Here is a 22,613-nt window from a genome sequence, read left to right as displayed (position 1 = left end):
GATGGGACGGGTAGGGGCGGCGGGGACGGACCCGGTGCCGGGCGGGCCAGGGCCCTTCTGAGGGAAGGGCCTCAGGGCCCGGTGCTCGCGGGCCCGTACAGCGCGTTCGGCGCGCCCGTCATCAGCGCCCAGTACCTGTCCCCGTACGACCAGTGCCACCACTCGGTGGGGTAGTTGACCAGCCCGGCCGTGGTGAGCGCCGCCGAGAGCGTGCGCCGGTTGCTGCGGGCCGTGTCGGAGATGTTGGGCGCGTCGGTGTAGCAGGCGTCGTCGCTCTCCTCGGGGCTGGCGTCCAGGCGCGTGCCCATGTCGAGTTCCTCCCCGGCGGCCGTGCACAGGGTGAGGTCGACGGCGGCGCCGGCGACATGCGGCCCGATCTCGGGCGGGGAGAGGGACCGGCTGGTCTGGACGTGGAGGTGCTCCTCCGTCCAGTCGGGGTTGGCGAGCCGCAGCTCGGCGGCGTACCGCTCGAAGTACTCGATCTGCAGCGACAGCGGCCGGTACCCCTCGGTGACCAGCAGTCGCAGCCCGTCCGGGAGCAGCCGTGCGGCGCGCGCGAGACGCCAGGCGACGCCCTCGCGGAGGTGCGCGTACGCACCCTCGGGGTCGGCCTGACGGGAGTCGACCACCACGAAGGGCAGTTCCCTCAGATCGACGAGGGGCTCACCGCACTCCTGGACCGGGACACCGGCGACCTCGGGGTCGCTCATGAGGATGATCGAAGGCATGCGTCGTCTTCCACCGGGCGGGAGGTGCGATGCGTCGGGGTGTGCGGCAGCACCCCGGGGAGGGACTTGATCCCCTGATGTCCCTCCCCGGGGGCTTCCCCCCTTGAGTGGTGGTTCGTGGCCTGGCTCCGGGCGTCCCCCCAGCCCGTCCTGCGCGTGCGATCCCACTGTTGTCACGTTCCCACCGGTCCGTCCCCTGTGCGCTCCGGTGGGCCGACCGGCCGGGCGGTGGTCGCCCGGCCGATCCGTTGTTCCCCCGAGAACAACGAGAATGGCGGACTCCGCTGGAAGTTCTCTGCAAGTCCGCCGCAAGCGGGTTTCGGCCGGGCCGACCGTCCGGAACGCGCCTGGCACACCCGTGTTTACGTATCTCGCGTACGCAGTTCCACGGATCCCACGGCTGGTCGGGCGCATGGATGATGACCTTCCGCGGAGGAAAGGGGATCCGGTGGCCCGTCGCACCGACCGTTCGTGTCTGGGCATGGCCGTCAAGGGCTATCTGCTGCTCAACGTGTGGCTCGTCGTCGGCTACGTGCTGGCGCTGCCGGTCACCGTGCCGGATCTGATGGCCGCCCAGGACCCTGCGCTGCCGCCGCTGACGGCCTGGCAGTACGCGGCCGTGTACGGCGCCCCCGTCGCGGTCGCGCTGAGCGTGTCCGCGTTCACCAGGTGGTCCCGGCCCAGTCCCTGGTGGACCTACCTCTGCCACGCGGCGGTCGTGCTCGGGGCGGGCCGGGCGGCGGTGCTGTGGGCGCAGGCCCGGTCCGACTCGCCGGAGTGGAGTTCCCGGGCCCTGGCCCAGAGCGGGGCGGCCGGCCTCGCCGCGTACCTCTGCCATGCGGCGGTGCGCTGGTGGGACGGCGGCGGGTTCAACGGCGGCCGTCGCCGCCCCGCCTCCGGCGAGATCTGGCACGCCCTGGTGCCGTTCCGGGAGTCCGCCGGCGAGAAGCCGCACTACTGCGTGGTCGTGCGGCCCCGCCTGCGCCACGTCGAGGTCCTCCAGATCACCAGCCAGGACAAGGACCACCGCGCCGATTTCATCCGCATCCCCAACGACGGCTGGGACTTCTCCTCCGGCAAGGCCCACTGGGTCGAGGCCGGCCTGCCCCCACGGCTGGTCCCCTACGGGAAGTTCACCAACGCCATGCCCAAGGGCCGCTGCCCGAAGCCGACCTGGCGGCAGCTGCGGGCCCGGCGCCCGACGGCCGGGCAGGGCGGTGACCTGCGGTCCCGGATCACCCGGATCACACCCACGGCTCGTGCCGCTCGCGGGCCTCGCAGGCGTTGAACACCGCCATGGCCTCGGCCCGCAGCGCCTCGGCGCCGGCCCGGTCCCCGAGCGCGGCCCGGACCACGGACAGGTTGCGCAGGGCGCGGGCCCGGGGGAGCGGCAGGGCGAGGACGCCCCAGAGCGCGGCGGAGGCCGTCAGCAGCCCCTCCGCGTCCGTCAGCCGGCCGTCGGCCAGGGCGCACTCGCCGAGCGTGCGCAGTGTCAGGGCCTCGCCGAAGCGGTCCTCGTGGGTCCGGCAGACCTCCAGGATCTCCCGCAGTTCCACCTCCGCCTCCCGGACGTGCCCCAGCCGCAGCCGGGCCTTGGCGCGGGCCCGCAACGCGTACGCGGCCATGTGCGGGTCGCCGAGGTCGCGCAGGATCTCCAGCGCCTGCTCGGCCAGGCGCGCGGCCTTCTCGTACGCGCCGAGCGAGCGGTGCACCAGGCTGAGCGTGCGCAGCGCCAGCGCCTCGCCGCGTCGGCTGCCGAGCCGGCGGTAGGCCCGCAGCGACTCGTCGAGCAGCGGGAACGCGCCCTCCTGGTCGCCGAGTTCGAGGCGTACGGAGCCGCCGTACCGGCAGGCGACGCCGACGCCGGTGTCGTCGCCGATCCGGCGGAAGCCGTCGGCGGCGTCGGTCAACGCCCTTTCCGCGTCGCGGAGTTCGCCGACCTCGCGGCAGGCGCTGCCGAGGCCGGCGAGCGCGGCGGAGCGGCCGCGCACGTCGCCGAGTTCGGTGCAGACGCGTTCGGCGGTGCGGAAGTACTCCTGGGACTCGGCGATGCGGTCCTGTTCGTAGCGGAGCTGTCCGAGGCCGATGATCAGCAGGGCCTCGCCCGAGCGGTCCTCGGCGCGGCGGGCCGCCGCGAGGGCGGCGTCGTGGCTGCGCCACCAGGCGTCGAAGCGGTTCTTGATGGCGAACGAGGAGGAGCACAGGGCCGCTGCCGCTTCACAGGCGAGGGTGTGGAGGCCCATGGCTGCCGCCCGCTCTACCGCGTTGGTGAGGGTGTCGGCTTCGGCGTCGAACCAGGCGAAGGGGTCTTCGAGGGCTCGGCGGGTTGTTTGTTCGCCTACCGGGGCGGGGGCGTCTGTCGGTTCGCGGCTTTCGGTCCGGTGGGGCTTCTCGCGCAGTTCCCCGCGCCCCTTTGAGGTGAAGCCCTGTCTCAAAGTGACCGCGCCCGATGGGGACTTCTCCGTCACTCTGTCCATCAGCCACAGGCCCGCCGACAGGGCCCTGCCCACCGCCGCCGTGCGGTCGTCGGACGGGTCCTCGGCCTCCGCGCGTTCGGCGGCGTAGACGCGGACCAGGTCGTGGAGGCGGTAGCGGGGCTGGCCGACCTGGTCCCGGCCCGGGCAGGTGATCAACTGGGCGTCCAGGAGGCGCTCGAGGATCTCCTCGGCCCCGTCCTCCGAGGTGCCCGAGAGCGCGGCGACCGCCCACACGGCGACGTCGGCCGAACCGAGCGTGGCGATACGGCGCAGGACGCGGCGGGCGCACTCGTCGAGGGCCTGGTAGCTCAGGCCGAGACCGGCCCGGACCTCCAGGTCGCCCACGGACAGCTCGTCCAGGCGGCGGTGTTCGTCGGCGAGGCGCTCGGCGAGGATGCTGGGCGTCCAGTGCCGCCGGGTGGCGAGGCGGGCGCCGGCGATCCGCAGGGCCAGCGGCAGCCCGCCGCACAGCTCGACGATCCGGCGGGCCGCGGCCTGCTCGCGCGGGTCGTCCGGAGTGCGTTCCGGGCCGGTGACCCTGGTGAGCAGTTCGAGGCCGCGGGCGTCGTCCAGGACGTCCAGGTCGGTGCGCCGGGCCCCGACGAGCCCGCCGAGCCGGGCCCGTGAGGTCACCAGGACCCCGCAGTCGGCGCTGCCCGGCAGCAGCGGCCGTACCTGGGCCTCGCCGTTCGCGTCGTCGAGGACCAGCAGCATCCGCCGCCCGGCGACCAGGCTGCGGAACAGGTCCCCGCGCTCGGCGGTGTCCTCCGGCGGGTCGGCGCCGAGCGCCCGCAGCAGCCGGCCGAGGACCTCGGCGGGCGGTACGGGTTCGCTGAAGCCGTGCAGTTCGGCGTAGAGCTGCCCGTCGGGGTACTCGCCGGCGACCCGGTGCGCGGCCTGCACGGCGAGCGCGGACTTGCCGACCCCGGCGGCCCCCGAGACCACGACGACGGGCATCGCCTCCCGGGCGCCGGTCAGCCCCTCGACGACCCGGGCCAGCTCCTCCTCCCGGCCGGTGAAGTCGCCGATGGCGGGCGGCAGGAGCGAGACGGGCCGGGGTGGGGCCGGGGCGGCGGGCACCGGAGCCGCGGGTGCCGCCGTGGCGGCGAGCAGGGCCGGGTCGGCCCGCAGGATGGCCTCGTACAGGCGGTTCAGCTCCGGGCCCGGGTCGAGGCCCAGCTCCTCGGCGAGCACGGCCCGCCCTTGCGCGTGGACGGCCAGCGCCTCCGCCTGCCGTCCGAGCCGGTAGAGGCCCAGCATCAGCTGCCCGCGCGGCCGCTCCCGGGCCGGGTGCGCGCCGACCAGCGCGGTCAGCTCGGTGACCAGCTCCGCCTCGTGCCCGCCGGTCTCCAGCTCGGCGGCGATGCGCTCCTCCAGGGCCGCCTGCCGGGCCTCCTCCAGCCGCCCGGCCTCGCCCCGCAGCGCCTCCCCGACCCCGCCGAGCGCCGGGCCGCGCCACAGCTCCAGCGCCCGGCGCAGCAGGCGTGCGGCCTCCGCGTGGTCGCCCTCGGCGGCGGCCCGCCGCCCGTCGGCGGTGCGGGCCTCGAACTCCGTCAGGTCGACCCGGCCGACGCCGGGGCGCATCACGTATCCCGGTGGCCTGGTCTCGATCGCGTCCGCCGCCTCGGGCGGCAGCGCCCGGCGCAGGGCCGACACGTACGTCTGCACCAGCGCCCGCGCGGTGTCCGGGGGTTCGTCGCCCCAGATCACGTCCACGAGCGCGTCGGCGGGCACCACCTGTCCGGCCCGCAGCAGCAGCACGGCCAGCAGCGCGCGCGGTTTCGGGCCGCCCAGCCGCAGGGGGCTGTCACCGTGCCATGCCTCGACCGGGCCGAGCAGTCGGAATTCCAGCTCCACGGGTCCCCATCTTCCGTGCTGTCGGACCGCCGGGACAGCGGTTGCCCACGCACCGTTCGACGCTCGTGTACGGCGAGTGGTTTCCCAGGACGCGTGATGCGCCGCGGAGTTGTCGGAAAACACGGCAACCAAAGGGAATCTTAGGTGGACAACGCGGAGATTCCCCACGTGTGTGAGGACCACCTGTGACGATGCTGTGAGAACCGCCGGTGGCTGTGTCGGGGGTCCCGCGAGGGCGTAGGGGGCCTGTCGGGTTGTACGGGGCCCTGCGCCCCGCGGCGTGGGCCTACGGGTGCAGCGGGCCTACGGGCGCACGGGCCTACAGATGCACGGGCCTACAGGTGCACGGGGTACGACGCCTGGAAGGCCAGCCGGTGGTCCGCGCCGGCGCCGAGCGGGTCGAGGAGGTCGTCGAGGGCGAGGAACTCCTCCCAGCCGGGCCTGCCGCTCGCCTCCGCCAGCCGGCCCACCACGAGGTCCTCCAGTTCCCGCACCCGCTTGTTCTTCCAGACCTTGTCCGCCAGCGAGACCAGCAGGTCCTCGATCCCGGTGCCGGGCTCCGTCCACGCGGCGTGCGTCCCCGCGAACCTGGCCCACTCCGGCTCGACCCCGTGCTCCAGCAGCAGCCGGCGTCCCGCCTCCTCGTGCACGGAACCGGGGCCCGACAGTTCCCCGGTGTGGGCGACCTTGCCGATGTCGTGCGTGGCCGCGCCGAAGAGAACGGCCGCGCGGTCGAACGGCAGCTCCGGGCAGTGGCGCTCCACCCAGTCGGCCAGCTCGTGCGCCACATCGTGCACGAGCCGCAGATGCGCCGCGAGCCGGGGTGGCGCGCCGAGGCTCCGCAGCAGTGCCGCGGCCCGCTCCGGCAGGAGCCGCAGGGGCGGGTCGGTGACGGCGGTCAGGGGATCGGTGGGATCGGTCGGACGGACGGGGCGCGACGCGTGCACGGCTTCTGTATACCGCTCGGTCGGGCTCGTCAGACGCGGTCCAACGCTTTTGTGTCGACCCGGAGTTGTAAGGGACAGACTCCAGCCGAGTTTAGACACAGCGGGTCATCGAAGAGATGCGAAGAGTGAAATTCGATGGTGCGGGGGAGCACGGTGAAGGCAGGTGGAGAAGGGTTCGGGGGACGGTACTCGGCGGGCGCGTCGAAGAGGCGGAGGAATCGGTGGAGGAATTGCGGCGGACGGCCGGAAAAGCGGGAATTGTTCTGCCGTCACCGGGCTTTCCGACGGCGGCCCTGCGGTGAACGGTAATGGGCGGAAGCCGGCGATCGGCACCTACGCGGTCGACACCCGCACCGGGAAGGTCGGCCGCGTCATGGGCCACGAGGGGCCCTACGTACAGCTCCGGCCGGTCGGCGGGGGGAGGGAGTGGGACTGCGCCCCCGAGGTCGTACGGGCGGCCACGACCATAGAACGCCTGCGCGCCGCGACCGCCTACGAGAACGCACGCAGCCGGGGCGAGGTCCCTTGAAGGGGTGACCGTGGGACGCGGTCCCGCCGCGGACCGGCCGTAGGCGAGAATGGGCGGCATGAGCCTGTTCCGTGACGACGGCGTCGTGCTGCGCACCCAGAAGCTGGGGGAGGCGGACCGGATCATCACGTTGCTCACCCGGGGGCACGGGCGGGTGCGGGCCGTGGCGCGGGGGGTGCGGCGGACCAAGTCGAAGTTCGGGGCACGGCTCGAACCCTTCTCCCATGTGGACGTGCAGTTCTTCGCGCGGGGCAGCGAGTTGATCGGACGCGGGCTGCCCCTGTGCACCCAGAGCGAGACCATCGCTCCCTACGGCGGCGGCATCGTGAGCGACTACGCCCGCTACACCGCCGGGACGGCCATGCTGGAGACCGCCGAGCGGTTCACGGACCACGAGGGCGAGCCCGCCGTGCAGCAGTACCTGCTGCTCGTCGGCGGGCTGCGCACCCTCGCCCGCGGCGAGCACGCCCCGCACCTCGTCCTCGACGCCTTCCTGCTGCGCTCCCTCGCCGTCAACGGCTACGCCCCCACCTTCAGCGACTGCGCCAAGTGCGGCATGCCCGGCCCGAACCGGTTCTTCTCCGTCGCCGCCGGGGGCTCCGTCTGCGTGGACTGCCGGGTGCCCGGCAGCGTCGTACCCTCGCCACAGACGCTGGAACTGCTCGCCGCGCTCCTTACGGGAGACTGGGAGACCGCGGACGCGAGCGAGCCGCGGCACGTCAGGGAGGGCAGCGGACTGGTGTCCGCCTATCTGCACTGGCATCTGGAGCGCGGACTGCGCTCCCTTCGGTACGTGGAGAAGTCGTAGGCACGACCGATCCACCGGCACCCCTAAGGAGACGAGAAGCACATGGTGGTACGCGGGTTCCTCGGGCGTCAGCGCCGCGAGCACAAGGCGCCGACGCCGCACCCGTCCGGCGCCCGCGCGCCCAAGCTCCCCGGCGAGCTGGTCCCCGAGCACGTGGCGATCGTCATGGACGGCAACGGCCGCTGGGCCAAGGAGCGCGGGCTGCCGCGCACCGAGGGCCACAAGGTCGGCGCCGAGCGCGTACTCGACGTCCTCCAGGGCTCGCTCGAGATCGGCGTCCGCAACATCTCCCTGTACGCCTTCTCCACCGAGAACTGGAAGCGCTCGCCCGACGAGGTCCGCTTCCTCATGAACTTCAACCGTGACTTCATCCGCAAGACCCGCGACCAGCTCGACGAACTCGGCATCCGGGTCCGCTGGGTGGGCCGGATGCCGAAGCTGTGGAAGTCGGTCGCCAAGGAACTCCAGGTCGCGCAGGAGCAGACCAAGGACAACAACCTGCTGACGCTGTACTTCTGCATGAACTACGGCGGCCGGGCCGAGATCGCCGACGCGGCCCAGGCCCTCGCCGAGGACATCCGCGCGGGCCGCCTCGACCCCTCCAAGGTCAATGAGAAGACCTTCGCGAAGTACCTCTACTACCCGGACATGCCGGACGTCGACCTCTTCCTGCGCCCCAGCGGCGAGCAGCGCACCTCCAACTACCTGCTCTGGCAGAGCGCCTACGCCGAGATGGTCTTCCAGGACGTGCTGTGGCCCGACTTCGACCGCCGTGATCTGTGGCGTGCCTGCGTGGAGTTCGCCTCCCGCGACCGCCGCTTCGGCGGCGCCATCCCGAACGAGGAGCTGCTCGCGATGGAGGGCCGGACGGAGGACTGACCGTTGGCACAGGCCGGTGGGGAGAACGTCGAGCTGGTGTACCGGGCGGCGGTCGGGGACTTCCGCGAGGCGGTACGGGTGTCCGCGCGCGCCTCGGCCACCGGCCGGTGGGGACGGGGCCTGCTGCTGTTCTGCGCCGGGGCGGGCCTCTTCGTCACGGCCGTGCCGCTCGCCCTGGGCACCACGCCCGACGCGCAGGCCTGTGCGATGCCGGTGGCGGCGCTCGGCGCCCTCGTCCTGCTGCCCCGGCTCCAGGCCCGTCTCCTGCACCGGCGGGCGGCGGCCCTGGGGCTGCACCGCGCCGTGCTGGACCCGTGGGGCGTGACCGTCGCGCACGACCACGGCACCGAACGCCCGGCCCGCTGGTCCCAGATGCCCCGGTACGCGGAGACCCCGCACACCTTCGTTCTCCTCAGCGGCGCCCATGAGCCCCGTCTCACCGTGCTCCCGAAGCGCGGTCTGGCGACCCCCGCCGACGCCGACCGGCTCCGCGCCGTCCTGGCCCGCGAGGGCCTGACCCGGCTGTAGGGGGAAGGCCACGGGGCGGAGGGCCCCGGCCTTTCAGGGGCGCGGGGAACTGCGCGAGAAGCCCCCACGCACCCGCACCCGCCGACACATCCTGGGCGCGGGAGACGGGCCCGGTGGGCCCAGGGCGCGCCCTACGACGTCTTCGCCGCGCACTCCGCGCAGGTGCCGAAGATCTCCACGGTGTGGGCGACGTTCACGAAGCCGTGCTCCGCGGCGATCGCGTCGGCCCACTTCTCGACCGCCGGGCCCTCCACCTCCACGGCCGCGCCGCAGATCCGGCAGACCAGGTGGTGGTGGTGCTCGCCGGTCGAGCAGCGGCGGTACACGGACTCGCCGTCGGAGGTGCGCAGGACATCGACCTCGCCCGCGTCGGCGAGGGACTGCAACGTGCGGTACACGGTGGTGAGCCCGACCGAGTCGCCCTTGTGCTTGAGCATGTCGTGGAGTTCCTGCGCGCTGCGGAACTCGTCGACCTCGTCCAGTGCCGCGGCCACGGCCGCCCGCTGCCGGGTGGAACGACCTCGTACAGGTCCGGCGGTCGTCACCGTTGCCTCCTCACGTAGCGGTCTCGCGTGGGCCATTGTGCCAGCCCCCGCCGACCCCCTTCAGCCGTCGGTCATCCCGCGGACCCCTCGACGGAGCCCCGGGCCGCCGGAACCGTGTCCTTCGCCACAGCCGTCCCGGCGGCCTCCCGGGCCTGCGGGACCGCACACTCCGCCGGGTCCCCGAGGGCCGTCTCCAGGGCCCGCGCACGGCGCCTGGCCAGCGGTGTCGCCATTGCGGTCAGCACCATGAACGCGGCGATGGCGAGCAGCACGATCGTCGCGCCGGGCGGCACGTCCTGGTAGTACGAGGTGACCGTGCCGCCGATCGTCACGGACACCCCGAGGGCCACGGCGATCGCGAAGGTCGCCGCGAAACTGCGGGTGAGCTGCTGTGCGGCGGCGACGGGGACGACCATCAGCGCGGACACCAGCAGCAGTCCGACGACGCGCATGGCGACCGTCACGGTCACCGCCGCCGTGACCGCCGTCAGCAGGTTCAGCGCCCGCACCGGCAGGCCGGTGACGCGGGCGAACTCCTCGTCCTGGCTGACCGCGAAGAGCTGCCGGCGCAGCGCCAGCGTCATCACGATCACGAACGCGGCGAGCACGCAGATCGCGGTGATGTCCTCCTGTGACACGGTCGACAGTGAGCCGAAGAGGAACGACATCAGATTGGCGTTGGTGCCGCCGGGCGCGAGGTTGATGAGCATCACACCGCCGGCCATGCCGCCGTAGAAGAGCATGGCGAGTGCGATGTCGCCGCGCGTCTTGCCGTACCAGCGGATCAGCTCCATGACCACCGCGCCCACCACGGACACCAGCGTCGCCATCCACACCGGCGACCAGGAGAGCATGAAGCCGAGGCCGACGCCGGTCATCGCGACGTGGCCGATGCCGTCGCCCATGAGGGCCTGACGGCGCTGGACGAGGTAGATGCCGATCGCCGGCGCGGTGATGCCGACGAGGACGGCGGCGAGCAGGGCCCGCTGCATGAAGGCGTAGTCGAGGAATTCCATCGTGGGTGCCTTCTCAGCTCAGCAGACCCGTACGGACGGGCTCGGCGCCCGGTGCCGTGTGCGGGTGGACGTGGTCGTGGCCGGGCAGCGCGTGCTGGCCGACCGCCTTCGGGGGCGGGCCGTCGTGGGTGACACAGCCGTCGCGGAGGACGACCGCGCGGTCGATCAGCGGCTCCAGCGGGCCCAGTTCGTGGAGGACCAGCAGCACGGTGGTGCCCTTCTCCACCTGCTCGCGCAGGGTCGCGGCCAGCACCTCCTGGCTGGCCAGGTCGACGCCGGCCATCGGCTCGTCCATGATCAGCAGCTCGGGTTCGGAGGCGAGCGCGCGGGCGATGAGGACGCGCTGGTGCTGGCCGCCGGAGAGGGCGTTCACCGAGTCCTTGGCGCGGTCGGCCATGCCGACCATCTCCAGGGCGTGCCGGATCGCCGCGTGGTCGGCCTTGCGGAGGATGCCGAGGCGGGTGCGGGAGAGCCGGCCGGAGGCCACGATCTCCGTCACGGTCGCCGGGACACCGCCGGCCGCCGTGGTGCGCTGCGGCACGTACCCGAGGCGCCGCCAGTCGCGGAAGCGGCGCCGGGGGGTGCCGAACAGTTCGATCTCGCCGTCACTGGTCGGCACCTGTCCGATCACCGTGCGTACGGCGGTGGACTTCCCGGAGCCGTTGGCTCCGAGCAGCGCGACGACCTCACCGCGGTGCACGGTGAGGTCGATGCCGCGCAGGACGGTGCGCGAGCCCAGTTCGGCGCGGACGCCGCGCAACGAGATGACGGGCTCGGTCATGCCTGCTGCCTCCGGATGATCAACGAGGTCACTTGGCTCCCAGGGCCGTCTGGAGGGCCTTGAGGTTGGCTTCCTGGACCGCGAAGTAGTCCTTGCCGCGCGACTTCCCGGTGATGCCCTCGATCGGGTCGAGGACGTCGGTCTTGAGGTTGGCGTCGGCGGCGATGGTCTTCGCGGTCTTGTCGCTGACCAGTGTCTCGTAGAACACCGTGGTCACACCGTCGGCCTTCGCCATCTTCTCAAGTTCCTTGACCCGGGCGGCACTCGGCTCGGACTCGGGGTCGAGACCGGAGATGGCCTCCTCGGTGAGGCCGTAGCGCTCGGCGAGGTAGCCGAAGGCGGCGTGGGTGGTGATGAAGACCTTCGTGTCGGTGTTCTTCAGGCCGCCCGTGAACTGGTCGTCGAGCGCGCCCAGCTTCTCGACCAGGGCCTCGGTGTTGGTCTTGTAGGTGTCCGCGTGGTCCGGGTCGGCCTTCTCGAAGGCGGCGCCGACACCCTTGGCGACCTCGGCGTACTTCACGGGGTCGAGCCAGATGTGCGGGTCCTTGCCCTCCAGCTCCTCGTTCTCGTGCTCGTCGTGCTCGGCCGAGTGGCCGCCGACCTCGTTGCCGTGGTGCTCCATCTCGGTCAGCGTGGCGGCGTCGATCTTCGTCTTGAGGCCGGACTGCTCGACCGCCTCGTCGACGGAGGGCTGCAGGCCCTTCAGGTAGAGCACGGCGTCCGACTCCTGGAGCGCGGCCGTCTGCTTGGCGCTGATCTCCAGGTCGTGCGGCTCCTGGCCGGGCTGGGTCAGACTGGTGACGTTCACGTACTTCCCGCCGATCTGCTCGGCGAGGAAGGCCATCGGGTAGAACGACGCGACGACGTCGAACTTGTCGGTGTTGCCCGCGGCGGCGCTGTCGCCGCCGCAGGCCGTGAGAGTGGTGAGGCCGAGAGCGGCGGCCGCGGTCGCCGCCGCGGGTATCAGAAGGCGTCGTCGTACTACGTTCATGACAGTCATTTTCATCTTGTCTGGAAACGATTGTCAACAAGCCTGGTGGTAAGCCCTTGGTAAGGCGTTTGTCCGGCTCTCGTCCGTCTCCTTCTCGGAACCGATTTGATCCGAGGGCAGGCCCCGCCGGTAACCTGAGGCATTCGCTCTGAAGCGCGTCCGCTTCCTCCAGGAGCGCATCGCTTCGTCGCCCGTCGTCGTAATGAAGAGAGCACCGTGGCCGCCGACAAGATCGACACCATCGTCAGCCTGAGCAAGCGCCGTGGCTTCGTATTCCCGTGCAGTGAGATCTACGGCGGCCAGCGTGCCGCCTGGGACTACGGACCGCTGGGTGTCGAGCTCAAGGAGAACATCAAGCGTCAGTGGTGGCGCTACATGGTGACGTCGCGCGAGGACGTGGTCGGTATCGACTCGTCCGTCATCCTGGCCTCCGAGGTCTGGGTGGCATCCGGCCACGTCGCCACCTTCTCCGACCCGCTCACCGAGTGCACCGCGTGCCACAAGCGGTACCGCGCGGACCACCTGGAAGAGGGGTACGAGGAGAAGAAGGGCTACGCCCCGGCGAACGGCCTGGCCGACATCAACTGCCCCAACTGCGGCAACAAGGGCCAGTTCACCGAGCCCAAGCAGTTCTCGGGTCTGCTCTCCACCCACCTCGGCCCCACCCAGGACACCGGCTCCATCGCCTACCTGCGTCCCGAGACCGCCCAGGGCATCTTCACCAACTTCGCCCAGGTGCAGACCACTTCGCGCCGCAAGCCGCCGTTCGGCATCGCGCAGATGGGCAAGTCCTTCCGCAACGAGATCACGCCCGGCAACTTCATCTTCCGCACCCGCGAGTTCGAGCAGATGGAGATGGAGTTCTTCGTCAAGCCGGGCGAGGACGAGAAGTGGCAGGAGTACTGGATGCAGGAGCGGTGGAACTGGTACACCGGCCTGGGCATGCGGGAAGAGAACATGCGGTGGTTCGAGCACCCGCAGGAGAAGCTCTCGCACTACTCCAAGCGCACCGCCGACATCGAGTACCGCTTCCAGTTCGGCGGCAGCGAGTGGGGTGAGCTGGAGGGCGTCGCCAACCGCACCGACTACGACCTCGGCGCGCACTCCAAGGCCTCGGGCCAGGACCTGTCGTACTACGACCAGGAGGCGGGCGAGCGCTACACGCCGTTCGTCATCGAGCCGGCGGCCGGTGTCGGCCGCACGATGCTGGCGTTCCTCCTCGACGCGTACACCGAGGACGAGGCGCCCAACGCCAAGGGCAAGCTGGAGAAGCGCACGGTGCTGCGCCTCGACCACCGCATCGCCCCGGTGAAGGTGGCGGTCCTCCCGCTGTCCCGCAACCCCGAGCTGTCCCCGAAGGCGAAGGGGCTCGCGACGGCGCTGCGGCAGAACTGGAACATCGAGTTCGACGACGCGGGTGCGATCGGGCGGCGTTACCGCCGCCAGGACGAGATCGGTACGCCGTACTGCGTGACGGTGGACTTCGACACGCTCGACGACAACGCGGTGACCGTGCGGGAGCGGGACTCGATGAAGCAGGAGCGGGTTTCTCTCGACCAGATCGAGGGGTACCTGGCTGCTCGGCTCGTGGGCGCCTGAGGGGTTGCCTCGCTTGTGTGATTGAGCGGCTGCGGGTTCGTCGTGGCTGGTCGCGCAGTTCCCCGCGCCCCTATGGGGCCTTCGGCCCCTCGGGGTGCGGGGAACTCGGCGTTCCCCAGGGCCTGTTACAGGTCCACGTCGGCGAAGAGGGCCGCGTGGTCGGAGGCCTGGTCGACCTTCGAGGTGACCGTGGTGAAGGACTCGAAGGTTCTCGGGGCCCAGATGCCGCGGCGCTCCACGCCCACGTGCGTGACCCGGTCCCACAACTCCGGGCTGAACATGAGGTAGTCGAGCTTCTGCTCGTCGCGCTTGCCGGTGCCGTGGGTACCCGGGGGTTGGGCGCCGTAGCTGTCGTGGGTCATGGCCTCGCGCAGGCCCGCGTCGAGGAGGAGCTTGATGGGGGGACTCGCGAGGGAGTCGTTGAGGTCGCCGGCCACGACGACCCGTGAGGAGTGGGCGAGCGCCGCCTCGTAGATCTCCCTGACCCTCGTGGCCTGGGCCTTGCGGCGCTTGTCGTTCTCGGAGGCCCTGCCGAAGCCCTTGCTCTTGAAGTGGTTGCCGAGGATCCACAGCGGTTCGCCGGCGACCTCGACCTCGAACTCGGGGCAGTCCCGGCTGAACACCGGCCGGCCGTTCGCCCCGACATCGAAGATGTGCGACCGCACGGACGTGATCGGGAACCGGCTGAGGATGCCGACGTCGATGCCACGGCTGTCGTTTCCGTCGACGAGCAGGTTGAACGGGTACGGCGTGCCTCCCACCGCGCCGCCCAGTACCTGGGTGTTGAAGCGGTCCAGCGTGAGCCGGTCCTCGACCTCGACGGTGAGCAGGATGTCCGCGTTCACCTCGGCTATCACCCGGGCGGTGTTCTCCACCGCCTCCCACCTGATGTCGTCCCGCAGCATCTCGGCCCACCCCGACCACTTGGGGCGCCCCTTGGCGACGATCTTGACGGCCGGGCTGCCCGACTGGGGGACGGTGTAGAGCTTGGCGCCACCGCGGGGCTGGTTGATGAAGAACGGCCGGCGGTCGCCCGCCCCCGAGTTGTGCGCGTCGTGTTTCACGATCAGCTCGGTGATCCGCTCCTTGTCCGAGTCCTGGTAGATCTCCTTGTCGAGGAGGCCGACCAGTTCTTGGAAGTCGTCCAGGATCTCCTTGCGCCGTTCGTCGTCGTCGAGGCCGAACACGGTCGGCCGGCGGAAGAGGTTCTCTGCGTTGAAGGTGGCGATACGGATCGTCATACGCCCTCCACAGGGTCGCGCGGCCGGGCCAGGGCCGACGGCGGACACTTCGAATTCTCCGAGAGCGGATGAATGGTGTCCAACGGAGCGTCGAGGGAACTTCCGATGTTCCGGAAAAAATCTCCTACGACCTACCAATCCGGACCCACCGCCGGTTCCGAAGGAGAGGGCACACGGCCCGCAGAGGGCGGGCCGCGCATCTTCACGGGGGCGTTCATGCGCAAGCAAGCGGTCATCGGCGTACTGACCATGGCGGTGGCGATCGGGACGGTCGGTGCCGTCGGCGCCGGGGCACTGGGCGGGTCCGGGGTGTCGGGAGGCTCCGGCGCACCGGGCGGACCGGCGGCGTCGACGGAGGTCGCGGCGAGCGGCTCCTCCGGCACCGGGACCGGCACCGGGACCGGCACCGGGACCGGCATCGAGTCCAAGGGCGGGGTCCTCGGCGGCGGGAAGAAGGTGCCCGGCGGGCTGAAGGCCGTGGGTCTCACCACCGACCAGCGCCTCGTCGTCTTCCGCGTCGACAAGCCCGGCGCCGCCGTCCCGCTCGGCAGGGTCCGCGGTCTCAAGGGGGACACCAGGCTCGTCGGCATCGACTACCGCGTCCAGAACAACAAGCTGTACGGCGTCGGCGACAAGGGCGGTGTCTACACCCTGCGGGAGGTGGGCGCCAAGGCCACCAAGGTCTCCCAGCTCTCCGTCGCCCTCCAGGGCGCGGCGTACGGGGTCGACTTCAACCCCGCCGCCAACCGCCTCCGGGTGATCAGCGACACCGGCCAGAACCTCCGCCACAACCTCGACGACCCCCAGGGCGCCCCGGCCGCCGGCACCACGGCCGTCGACGGCACCCTCGTCAACCCGCCGGTCCCGCCCGCCACGGCCGGCGTCACCGCGCGCGGGGTGACCGGGGCGGCGTACACGAACAACGACCTCGACACCACCACCGCGACCACCCTCTTCGACCTCGACACCGCCCAGGACCAGATCTCCGTCCAGTCCCCGGCCAACGCGGGCAACCTCGCCCCCACGGGCAAGCTCGGCGTGGACGCCCCGCTGAACACCGGGTTCGACATCTACGGCTCGGCGGGGAGCGGGGTGAACGCCGGGTACGCGGTGACGGGGGCGCGACTGTTCGCCGTCAACCTGCTGACGGGCAAGGCGAGTTCGGCGGGGAGCTTCCCGAAGGGCCGCCAGGTGGTGGATCTGGCGATACCGCTGCGACAGGGCTGACGGCAGCGGCAGAGCCGTGACCCTCCGGGGGTGAGCGGCGGCCGAGGCGGGGCCGGCAAGTGACAGCTGACAGATATTGAAATCTGTCAGCTGTCATGTCATCGTGGAGTCATGACGACGACGATGCAGACCCGCACCCTCGGATCCACCGGCCCCCAGGTCTCCGCCCTCGGCCTCGGCTGCATGGGCATGTCCGCGCTGTACGCGGGCGCCGACCGGGCCGAGTCCCTCGCGACGATCCACGCGGCCCTCGAAGCCGGGGTCACCCTGCTGGACACCGGCGACTTCTACGGCATGGGCCACAACGAACTGCTGATCGGCGAAGCCCTGCGCACCGCCCCCGCGGCCCACCGGGAACGGGCCCTGACCAGCGTCAAGTTCGGTGCGCTGCGGGACGCGGACGGCGGCTGGTCCGGATACGACGGCCGCCCGGCGGCGGTGCGCAACTTCGCCGCCTACTCCCTCCAGCGCCTCGGCACCGACCACATCGACGTCTACCGGATCGCGCGGGTCGACCCCGACGTGCCGATCGAGGAGACGGTCGGCGCGATCGCCGAACTGGTCGAGAAGGGGTACGTCCGCCACATCGGCCTGAGCGAGGTGGGCGCGGACACGATTCGCCGCGCCGCCGCCACGGCCCCGATCGCGGACCTCCAGATCGAGTACTCCCTCATCTCGCGCGGCATCGAGCGGGAGATCCTGCCGACCACGCGCGAACTGGGCATCGCGGTCACCGCGTACGGCGTCCTGTCCCGCGGGCTGATCTCCGGCCACTTCGGCCGCGACCGCCAGCTGGCGCCGGGGGACTTCCGGGCCTTCTCGCCCCGCTTCCAGGGGGAGAACCTCCAGCGCAACCTGGACCTGGTCGACGCCCTGCGGAAGATCGCCGAGCAGAAGGGGGCCTCGGTGGCCCAGATCGCGATCGCCTGGGTGCTCTCGCGCGGGGAGGACGTCGTCCCGCTCGTCGGGGCCCGCCGCCGGGACCGTCTCGCGGAGGCGCTGGGCGCGCTGGAGGTGACCCTGGACGCCGCCGACCTCGCCGCGATCGAGGGCGCCGTACCGGCCGACGCGGCGGTCGGCGACCGCTACCCCGCCGCCCAGATGGCACACCTCGACAGCGAACGCTGATCCGGCTCCCGGGTACGGTTCCCCCCATGGCACCGACCTCCGAGACCCTGACCGCCGAGCGCATCCTCGAAGCGACCGAGGACGTCCTGCGCCGGCACGGGCCCGCCAAGGCCACCGTGGTCGACGTGGCCCGCGCACTCGGCGTCAGCCACGGCAGCGTCTACCGCCACTTCCGGTCGAAGGCGGCGCTGCGGGAGGCGGTGACCAAGCGCTGGCTGGACCGCACGACGGCCACCCTGACCGCCCTCGCCGCCGAGGACCGCGACCCGGAGGACCGGCTGCGCGCCTGGCTGACCGCGCTCTTCGAGGCCAAGCGCCGCAAGGCGGGCGACGATCCGGAGCTGTTCGCCACGTACCAGGTCCTCACGGAGGAGAACGGCGAGGTGGTCGGCGCCCATATCGCCGACCTGACCGGCCAGTTGACCGGGATCGTCCGCTCCGGTGTGGACTCCGGGGAGTTCGCCTCCACCGACCCGGCCCGCACCGCCCGCGCCGTCTTCCACGCCACGGCCCGCTTCCACGACCCCTCCTACGCCCCCACCTGGCGCCAGCCGGACATCGAGGCCCAGTTCGAGGCGGTCGTGGACCTGGTGGTGCGGGGGCTGCGCGCCCACTGAAGCCGCCGTTGCCCGTCCTTCAGGGCGAGGAGCCCGTCACGCCACGCAGAACTCGTTGCCCTCCGGGTCCCGCATCAGCCACCAGTGGCCCGCCGGGCCCCGGTCGAACTCCTCCACACGGGTGGCGCCCAGGGTCTCCAGACGGGTGGCCAGGGCCTCCAGGCCGTCGGGGCCCGCGTGGACGTCGATATGGAGGCGGTTCTTGACCGTCTTGGGCTCGGGGACGTCCTGGAAGAGGAGGCGGCGGCCCTTGCCGATGCCGGTGAAGGGGTCGTACGGGTCGTCGGGGTGGCGGACGGCGGCGTAGCCGCGGAAGACGCGGTGGCCGTGGTGCTCGGCCACCGCTGCCTCGGGGAGATCGCCCGTGGAGAGGAGGTGGGTGATCAGGGCGCTCGGGTCCTCCACCTCGTATCCGAGCGCCGCAGCCCAGAAGTCGGCCAGCGGCTGGGCGTCCCGCGTGTCGATGACCAGTTTCCAGTTCAGTGCGGTGGTCGTAGCCATGTAACCGGTTATATTGGTTACATGGGTTCGACGTCCAGCGCATCGGCTGCGAAGGGGGTGTCGGGAGTGTCGGCAGCGGGCGGCATCCGGCTCCGCTCCTCCTCCGGGAACGTGTACCGGTTCGATCCGGGCGCCCTGTGCCTGGAACTGCTCGTCACCGGCGGCCCCGGCGCCCTGACCCGCCACGAGGTGCTGCACACCCCCGCCGACCTGGTCGAATGGGTCGAACAGTCCCGGCTCGCCCCCACGCCCCACACCCTCCACGTCACGGCGGACGACGTGGCGTACGCCCGGCGGCTGCGCGACGCGCTGACCCGTACGGTCGTCTCCCATGTCGTAGGCGCGGCCGGGCTCCCCGAGCTGGGCATCGCCGCGGCGGACACCGCCGACCTCGACCTCGTCAACGAGGCCGCGGCCCGCCCTCCGCTGGCCCCGGCGATCCGTGCGGACGGCACCCGGGGCTGGGCCGCCGGTACGGCGACCGGCGCGCAGCTCCTCTCCACCGTCGCCCGCGACGCCGTCGACCTCCTCACCGGGCCGTACGCGCAGCGGATCCGGATGTGCGCCGGCGACCGCTGCTACCTCCTCTACGTCGACACCTCACGCCCCGGCCGCCGCCGCTGGTGCTCGATGGAGCACTGCGGCAACCGCCACAAGGTCCGCGCCCACCGCGTACGGCAGAAGTCCTAGAGAAAGGGTGATCCTCATGTCCGCTCGATCCACCGGACTCACCAAGGACGCCGGATGGCAGGTCGGTGTCTCCCGCACCCTGCCCCAATCACCCGCCACCGTATGGGAGTTCATCAGCGGGCCGCGCGGGCTGGAGCTGTGGCTCGGGGCCGGGGCGCGGCTCACCCCCGAGCCGGGTGCCGGATACGAGACCGACGCGGGCGCCTCGGGCGAGGTGCGCGGCTATCGCCCCGGTGACCGTATCCGCGTCACCTACGGCGACACGACCGTCCAGGTCGCCGTCTCGGCGGCCGGCGGCGGCAGGTCCGTACTCGTCTTCCACCAGGAGCGCATGGCGGGCCCCGAGGAGCGGGAACGTCAACGGGCGCACTGGCGACGGGTGATGGACCGGGTCGCCGAGGAACTCGACCGACCGGCCTGACGGCAGAGCGGTCACGAGTCCGTGCGGTCCCCGAGGAACAGGGAAAGGTGCGGCCCGGTGGGGCTTCCCGCACGGTTCCCCGCGCCCCTGAAGCACTGGGCGCGCCCCATGCTCTTAGGGGCGCGGGGAACTGCGCGAGCAACCACGACGCACCTGCACCCGCCCTACCAGCGGAACGCTCCCGCACCAGCCCTACGAGCGGAGCGACGCCGCGTCCCGTACCTCCGGTGACTCCAGGCGCTTCGCCGTACGCGCGGCGGTCTCCCGCGCCCACGCACCCGTGGTGAGCGCGCCCAGGACGAGTACGGCGAAACCGCACGCCGCGACGATCCACCAGGCGGGACGGGCCGCCGCGACGAAGGAGTCGGCGTACGAGGACGAGCCGATGCCGGCCGCCAGGACCGCGCCTATCACCGCGACGCCCAGCGTCTGGCCGATCTGTCGGCTGGTGGAGGCGACCGCGGCGGCGACACCGGCCTGGGCGCGCGGCATGCCGGAGACGGCGGTGTTGGTGATGGGCGCGTTGACGAAGCCGAAGCCGAGGCCGAAGAGGACGTAGCCGATGACGAGGGTGACGTTCTCGGTTTCGGCCTCGAAGGCGGCGAAGAGCACCCCGCTCGCCGTCATCGCGACCCCGGCGATCAGGAGCGGGAGACGCGGTCCCCGGCCGCCGACCAGCCGCCCGGCGATCGGCGCGCAGACGAAGCACAGCAGCGCCATCGGGAGCATCCACAGCCCGGCGTGCAGGGCGTCGAGGCCGCGGACGTTCTGCAGGTACAGCGTCGACAGGAACAGGAAGCCGCCGAGCGCGGCGAACGCGCTGACCGCCGTCACCGTCGCCCCGCTGAACGGTGCCGAGCGGAAGAAGCGCAGGTCGATGAGGGGTTCCGCGCGGCGCGGCTCGTAGCGCAGGAGGCCGAGGAGCGCGGCGAGCGCGACACCGGCGAGGGCCAGGGTCTCGGCGACCGGGGCGGTCGGCGCCTCGATGATCGCGTACGTGAGGGAGCCGAGCAGCGCGATGACGAGGAGCTGGCCGATCGGGTCGGGGCGGCGGGCCTTCGGGGCGCGGGACTCGGGGACATACCGCCAGGTCAGCAGTAGCGCGGCCAGACCGACCGGCAGGTTGATCCAGAAGATCGAGCGCCAGCCGACCGACTCCACGAGCAGCCCGCCGATGATCGGCCCGGCGGCCATCGAGATGCCCACCACCGCGCCCCAGATCCCGATCGCCCGGGCCCGCTCGCGCGGGTCCGTGAACGTGTTGGTGATGATCGACATCGCGACCGGGTTGAGCATCGAGCCGCCGACCGCCTGCACCATGCGGAAGGCGACCAGCGATTCGAGGTTCGGGGCGAGCGAGCACAGCAGGGAGCCGACGGCGAAGAGGACCAGGCCGGCCATGAAGACCCGTTTGCGGCCGATCCGGTCCGCGGTGGAGCCGGCCAGCATCAGCAGCGCTGCCAGGACCAGCGTGTAGGCGTCGATGGTCCACTGCAGACCGGCGAGGCTCGCGTCGAGGTCGCGCTGCATCGAGGGCAGGGCGACGTTCAGGACGGTGTTGTCCAGGCTCACGATCAGGAGGCTGGTGCAGCAGATCGCGAGCACCAGCAGACGGTGGCGACGGCTGAGCTCGGGCATGCGGCCCATCGTACGCCCGATTCAATAGTGCGCCTAACTAATGAATGGCGAGCATGCGTCCGTGTGCGTGACAATGGGGGAATGTCCACGCCCGTGTCCCTCGCCCCGGCCCCCCTGCGGATCGGCCCGCACACCGTCACCCCGCCCGTCGTCCTGGCCCCGATGGCCGGCATCACGAACGCGCCCTTCCGCACCCTGTGCCGGGAGTTCAGCGGCGGCAAGGGGTTGTTCGTCAGCGAGATGATCACCACGCGGGCGCTGGTCGAACGCAACGAGAAGACCATGCAGCTGATCCACTTCGACGCGACCGAGAAGCCGCGCTCGATCCAGCTGTACGGCGTGGACCCGGCGACCGTAGGCAAGGCCGTCCGCATGATCGCGGAGGAGGGCCTCGCCGACCACATCGACCTCAACTTCGGCTGCCCGGTCCCGAAGGTGACGAGGAAGGGTGGCGGCTCCGCCCTCCCCTACAAGCGGAACCTGCTGCGCGCGATCCTCCGCGAAGCGGTCGGTGGCGCCGGCGACCTCCCGGTCACCATGAAGATGCGCAAGGGCATCGACGACGACCACATCACCTACCTCGACGCCGGACGCATCGCCGTCGAGGAGGGCGTCACCGCGATCGCCCTGCACGGCCGTACCGCCGCCCAGCACTACGGCGGCACCGCCGACTGGGACGCCATCGCCCGCCTCAAGGAGCACGTCCCCGAGATCCCCGTCCTCGGCAACGGCGACATCTGGTCGGCGGAGGACGCACTGCGGATGGTGCGCGAGACCGGCTGCGACGGGGTGGTCGTGGGGCGCGGCTGCCTGGGCCGGCCGTGGCTGTTCGCGGACCTGGTGGCGGCTTTCGAGGGGCGCACGGAGGACATCGCGCGGCCCGTTCTCCGCGAGGTCGCCGACATCATGGTCCGGCACGCCGGTCTCCTCGGCGAGTGGATCGGCGACGAGTCCAAGGGGGTCGTCGACTTCCGCAAGCATGTCGCCTGGTACCTCAAGGGCTTCGCCGTCGGCTCCGAGATGCGCAAGCGGCTGGCCATCACCTCCTCCCTCGCCGAACTCCGCGCCGGACTCGACGAGTTGGACCTCGACCAGCCCTGGCCCACCGGCGCCGACGGCCCGCGCGGCCGCACCTCCGGCAACAACCGCGTCGTCCTGCCGGACGGCTGGCTGAAGGACCCGTACGACTGCGCGGGCGTGGGCGAGGAGGCCGAACTGGACACGTCCGGAGGGTAGTTGCTCGGAACTGCCCGCTCTGTCGGTGTTCCGGTCGTTGTGCGGCCGGTTTCCGTCATCTCGGAATGAGTACGGAAATGTCCGGGTAGCGCCTTTTGGTGTGCGGAGCGAACGAGACACCGAAGAGGCCGAAGAATCCGGCGAAGCCGGCCGGGGCACTGTCGAAGCGGCCCTCGCGGAAACCGCCGACCCGGCCGTGCGAACCCTCCCGGGCCCCCGCCCCGCACAC

Annotated in this window: 22 protein-coding genes; 12 read left to right on the top strand and 10 right to left on the bottom strand. The window is 71.7% G+C overall.

The annotated features are described in order from the left end of the window. Positions 1 to 71 precede the first annotated feature (71 nt). Complete coding sequence (locus P1P70_RS18520; RefSeq protein WP_319238881.1) at positions 72 to 728, bottom strand: M15 family metallopeptidase; 657 nt, start codon at positions 726 to 728, stop codon at positions 72 to 74. 448 nt (positions 729 to 1,176) lie between these two features. Between P1P70_RS18520 and P1P70_RS18515 the strand changes: the two genes are divergently transcribed. Further along, on the top strand, positions 1,177 to 2,016 hold the full coding sequence (locus P1P70_RS18515) for a hypothetical protein (protein ID WP_319238878.1): 840 nt from the start codon (positions 1,177 to 1,179) through the stop codon (positions 2,014 to 2,016). On the opposite strand, the gene P1P70_RS18510 is transcribed toward P1P70_RS18515, so the two are convergent. Beyond that, positions 1,973 to 5,062: an AfsR/SARP family transcriptional regulator gene (locus P1P70_RS18510; protein ID WP_319238875.1), complete on the bottom strand. Its 3,090-nt coding sequence runs from the start codon at positions 5,060 to 5,062 to the stop codon at positions 1,973 to 1,975. The genes P1P70_RS18515 and P1P70_RS18510 overlap by 44 nt on opposite strands. A 335-nt stretch (positions 5,063 to 5,397) precedes the next feature. Then, positions 5,398 to 6,009 carry an HD domain-containing protein gene (locus P1P70_RS18505; protein ID WP_319238872.1) on the bottom strand — a complete coding sequence of 204 codons (612 nt, stop codon included), beginning with the start codon at positions 6,007 to 6,009 and terminating at the stop codon, positions 5,398 to 5,400. A 298-nt stretch (positions 6,010 to 6,307) separates the two neighbouring features. Here P1P70_RS18505 and P1P70_RS18500 point away from each other — a divergent pair, with 298 nt between their 5' ends. From P1P70_RS18500 to P1P70_RS18485, 4 genes are read left to right on the top strand one after another with little or no spacing between them, the layout of a single operon-like run. Then, positions 6,308 to 6,538, top strand: coding sequence for a hypothetical protein (locus tag P1P70_RS18500; RefSeq protein ID WP_319238869.1), 231 nt, complete (start codon positions 6,308 to 6,310; stop codon positions 6,536 to 6,538). A 58-nt stretch (positions 6,539 to 6,596) separates the two neighbouring features. After that, positions 6,597 to 7,346, top strand: coding sequence for a DNA repair protein RecO (recO, locus tag P1P70_RS18495; RefSeq protein WP_045557459.1), 750 nt, complete (start codon positions 6,597 to 6,599; stop codon positions 7,344 to 7,346). 42 nt (positions 7,347 to 7,388) lie between these two features. Continuing rightward, complete coding sequence (locus tag P1P70_RS18490) at positions 7,389 to 8,225, top strand: isoprenyl transferase (protein ID WP_319238865.1); 837 nt, start codon at positions 7,389 to 7,391, stop codon at positions 8,223 to 8,225. Positions 8,226 to 8,228: 3 nt separating this feature from the next. Further along, positions 8,229 to 8,753 (top strand): YcxB family protein, encoded by a 525-nt coding sequence (locus P1P70_RS18485; RefSeq protein WP_319238862.1) that lies wholly within the window; start codon positions 8,229 to 8,231, stop codon positions 8,751 to 8,753. 131 nt (positions 8,754 to 8,884) lie between these two features. Here P1P70_RS18485 and P1P70_RS18480 read toward each other — a convergent pair whose 3' ends face one another. The 4 genes from P1P70_RS18480 to P1P70_RS18465 all read right to left on the bottom strand — a co-directional run bounded on the left by P1P70_RS18480 (position 8,885) and on the right by P1P70_RS18465 (position 12,086). Then, the gene (locus P1P70_RS18480; protein ID WP_319238859.1) at positions 8,885 to 9,298 is read right to left on the bottom strand and encodes a transcriptional repressor; all 414 of its coding nucleotides are present in this window, start codon (positions 9,296 to 9,298) and stop codon (positions 8,885 to 8,887) included. A 71-nt stretch (positions 9,299 to 9,369) separates the two neighbouring features. Then, positions 9,370 to 10,314 carry a metal ABC transporter permease gene (locus P1P70_RS18475; protein WP_319238856.1) on the bottom strand — a complete coding sequence of 315 codons (945 nt, stop codon included), beginning with the start codon at positions 10,312 to 10,314 and terminating at the stop codon, positions 9,370 to 9,372. Between the two features lie 13 nt (positions 10,315 to 10,327). Next, the gene (locus P1P70_RS18470; protein WP_319238853.1) at positions 10,328 to 11,095 is read right to left on the bottom strand and encodes a metal ABC transporter ATP-binding protein; all 768 of its coding nucleotides are present in this window, start codon (positions 11,093 to 11,095) and stop codon (positions 10,328 to 10,330) included. Positions 11,096 to 11,123: 28 nt separating this feature from the next. Continuing rightward, the gene (locus P1P70_RS18465) at positions 11,124 to 12,086 is read right to left on the bottom strand and encodes a metal ABC transporter substrate-binding protein (RefSeq protein ID WP_319238851.1); all 963 of its coding nucleotides are present in this window, start codon (positions 12,084 to 12,086) and stop codon (positions 11,124 to 11,126) included. Positions 12,087 to 12,302: 216 nt separating this feature from the next. Between P1P70_RS18465 and P1P70_RS18460 the strand changes: the two genes are divergently transcribed. Then, entirely contained in the window at positions 12,303 to 13,685 is a 1,383-nt protein-coding gene (locus P1P70_RS18460) for a glycine--tRNA ligase (RefSeq protein WP_319238848.1), read from the top strand. Positions 13,686 to 13,810: 125 nt separating this feature from the next. Here P1P70_RS18460 and P1P70_RS18455 read toward each other — a convergent pair whose 3' ends face one another. Further along, the gene (locus P1P70_RS18455) at positions 13,811 to 14,926 is read right to left on the bottom strand and encodes an endonuclease/exonuclease/phosphatase family protein (RefSeq protein ID WP_319238845.1); all 1,116 of its coding nucleotides are present in this window, start codon (positions 14,924 to 14,926) and stop codon (positions 13,811 to 13,813) included. Positions 14,927 to 15,142: 216 nt separating this feature from the next. Here P1P70_RS18455 and P1P70_RS18450 point away from each other — a divergent pair, with 216 nt between their 5' ends. The 3 genes from P1P70_RS18450 (at position 15,143) to P1P70_RS18440 (ending at position 17,898) form a co-directional block, all read left to right on the top strand. Next, positions 15,143 to 16,153, top strand: a complete 1,011-nt coding sequence (locus tag P1P70_RS18450) for a DUF4394 domain-containing protein (protein ID WP_319238842.1) — start codon at positions 15,143 to 15,145, stop codon at positions 16,151 to 16,153. A gap of 123 nt (positions 16,154 to 16,276) precedes the next feature. Next, positions 16,277 to 17,281, top strand: a complete 1,005-nt coding sequence (locus tag P1P70_RS18445) for an aldo/keto reductase (protein ID WP_319238882.1) — start codon at positions 16,277 to 16,279, stop codon at positions 17,279 to 17,281. Positions 17,282 to 17,307: 26 nt separating this feature from the next. Next, positions 17,308 to 17,898, top strand: coding sequence for a TetR family transcriptional regulator (locus tag P1P70_RS18440; protein ID WP_319238839.1), 591 nt, complete (start codon positions 17,308 to 17,310; stop codon positions 17,896 to 17,898). A 36-nt stretch (positions 17,899 to 17,934) separates the two neighbouring features. On the opposite strand, the gene P1P70_RS18435 is transcribed toward P1P70_RS18440, so the two are convergent. After that, positions 17,935 to 18,399, bottom strand: coding sequence for a VOC family protein (locus P1P70_RS18435; RefSeq protein WP_319238837.1), 465 nt, complete (start codon positions 18,397 to 18,399; stop codon positions 17,935 to 17,937). Positions 18,400 to 18,420: 21 nt separating this feature from the next. Here P1P70_RS18435 and P1P70_RS18430 point away from each other — a divergent pair, with 21 nt between their 5' ends. Both P1P70_RS18430 and P1P70_RS18425 read left to right on the top strand, forming a co-directional pair. Then, positions 18,421 to 19,089, top strand: a complete 669-nt coding sequence (locus P1P70_RS18430; RefSeq protein ID WP_319238834.1) for a CGNR zinc finger domain-containing protein — start codon at positions 18,421 to 18,423, stop codon at positions 19,087 to 19,089. Between the two features lie 16 nt (positions 19,090 to 19,105). Next, complete coding sequence (locus P1P70_RS18425) at positions 19,106 to 19,510, top strand: SRPBCC domain-containing protein (RefSeq protein ID WP_319238831.1); 405 nt, start codon at positions 19,106 to 19,108, stop codon at positions 19,508 to 19,510. Between the two features lie 192 nt (positions 19,511 to 19,702). On the opposite strand, the gene P1P70_RS18420 is transcribed toward P1P70_RS18425, so the two are convergent. After that, positions 19,703 to 21,148, bottom strand: a complete 1,446-nt coding sequence (locus P1P70_RS18420) for an MFS transporter (protein ID WP_319238828.1) — start codon at positions 21,146 to 21,148, stop codon at positions 19,703 to 19,705. A gap of 81 nt (positions 21,149 to 21,229) precedes the next feature. On the opposite strand from P1P70_RS18420, the gene dusB reads away from it, so the two are divergent. Further along, positions 21,230 to 22,384, top strand: a complete 1,155-nt coding sequence (gene dusB / locus P1P70_RS18415) for a tRNA dihydrouridine synthase DusB (protein ID WP_319238825.1) — start codon at positions 21,230 to 21,232, stop codon at positions 22,382 to 22,384. Positions 22,385 to 22,613: the final 229 nt, after the last annotated feature.

This window comes from Streptomyces sp. MB09-02B, from assembly GCF_033794485.1.
Classification (GTDB): Bacteria; Actinomycetota; Actinomycetes; order Streptomycetales; family Streptomycetaceae; genus Streptomyces.
This window is presented reverse-complemented; position numbering and strand designations above follow the sequence as displayed.

Coding starts and splice junctions, on each gene's coding strand:
- P1P70_RS18520 (WP_319238881.1), bottom strand. CDS start 728: ATGCCTTCGATCATCCTCATGAGCGACCCCGAGGTCGCCGGTGTCCCG.
- recO (WP_045557459.1), top strand. CDS start 6,597: ATGAGCCTGTTCCGTGACGACGGCGTCGTGCTGCGCACCCAGAAGCTG.
- P1P70_RS18490 (WP_319238865.1), top strand. CDS start 7,389: ATGGTGGTACGCGGGTTCCTCGGGCGTCAGCGCCGCGAGCACAAGGCG.
- P1P70_RS18475 (WP_319238856.1), bottom strand. CDS start 10,314: ATGGAATTCCTCGACTACGCCTTCATGCAGCGGGCCCTGCTCGCCGCC.
- P1P70_RS18470 (WP_319238853.1), bottom strand. CDS start 11,095: ATGACCGAGCCCGTCATCTCGTTGCGCGGCGTCCGCGCCGAACTGGGC.
- P1P70_RS18465 (WP_319238851.1), bottom strand. CDS start 12,086: ATGAACGTAGTACGACGACGCCTTCTGATACCCGCGGCGGCGACCGCG.
- P1P70_RS18455 (WP_319238845.1), bottom strand. CDS start 14,926: ATGACGATCCGTATCGCCACCTTCAACGCAGAGAACCTCTTCCGCCGG.
- P1P70_RS18450 (WP_319238842.1), top strand. CDS start 15,143: ATGCGCAAGCAAGCGGTCATCGGCGTACTGACCATGGCGGTGGCGATC.
- P1P70_RS18445 (WP_319238882.1), top strand. CDS start 16,277: ATGCAGACCCGCACCCTCGGATCCACCGGCCCCCAGGTCTCCGCCCTC.
- P1P70_RS18440 (WP_319238839.1), top strand. CDS start 17,308: ATGGCACCGACCTCCGAGACCCTGACCGCCGAGCGCATCCTCGAAGCG.
- P1P70_RS18435 (WP_319238837.1), bottom strand. CDS start 18,399: ATGGCTACGACCACCGCACTGAACTGGAAACTGGTCATCGACACGCGG.
- P1P70_RS18430 (WP_319238834.1), top strand. CDS start 18,421: ATGGGTTCGACGTCCAGCGCATCGGCTGCGAAGGGGGTGTCGGGAGTG.
- P1P70_RS18425 (WP_319238831.1), top strand. CDS start 19,106: ATGTCCGCTCGATCCACCGGACTCACCAAGGACGCCGGATGGCAGGTC.
- P1P70_RS18420 (WP_319238828.1), bottom strand. CDS start 21,148: ATGCCCGAGCTCAGCCGTCGCCACCGTCTGCTGGTGCTCGCGATCTGC.
- dusB (WP_319238825.1), top strand. CDS start 21,230: ATGTCCACGCCCGTGTCCCTCGCCCCGGCCCCCCTGCGGATCGGCCCG.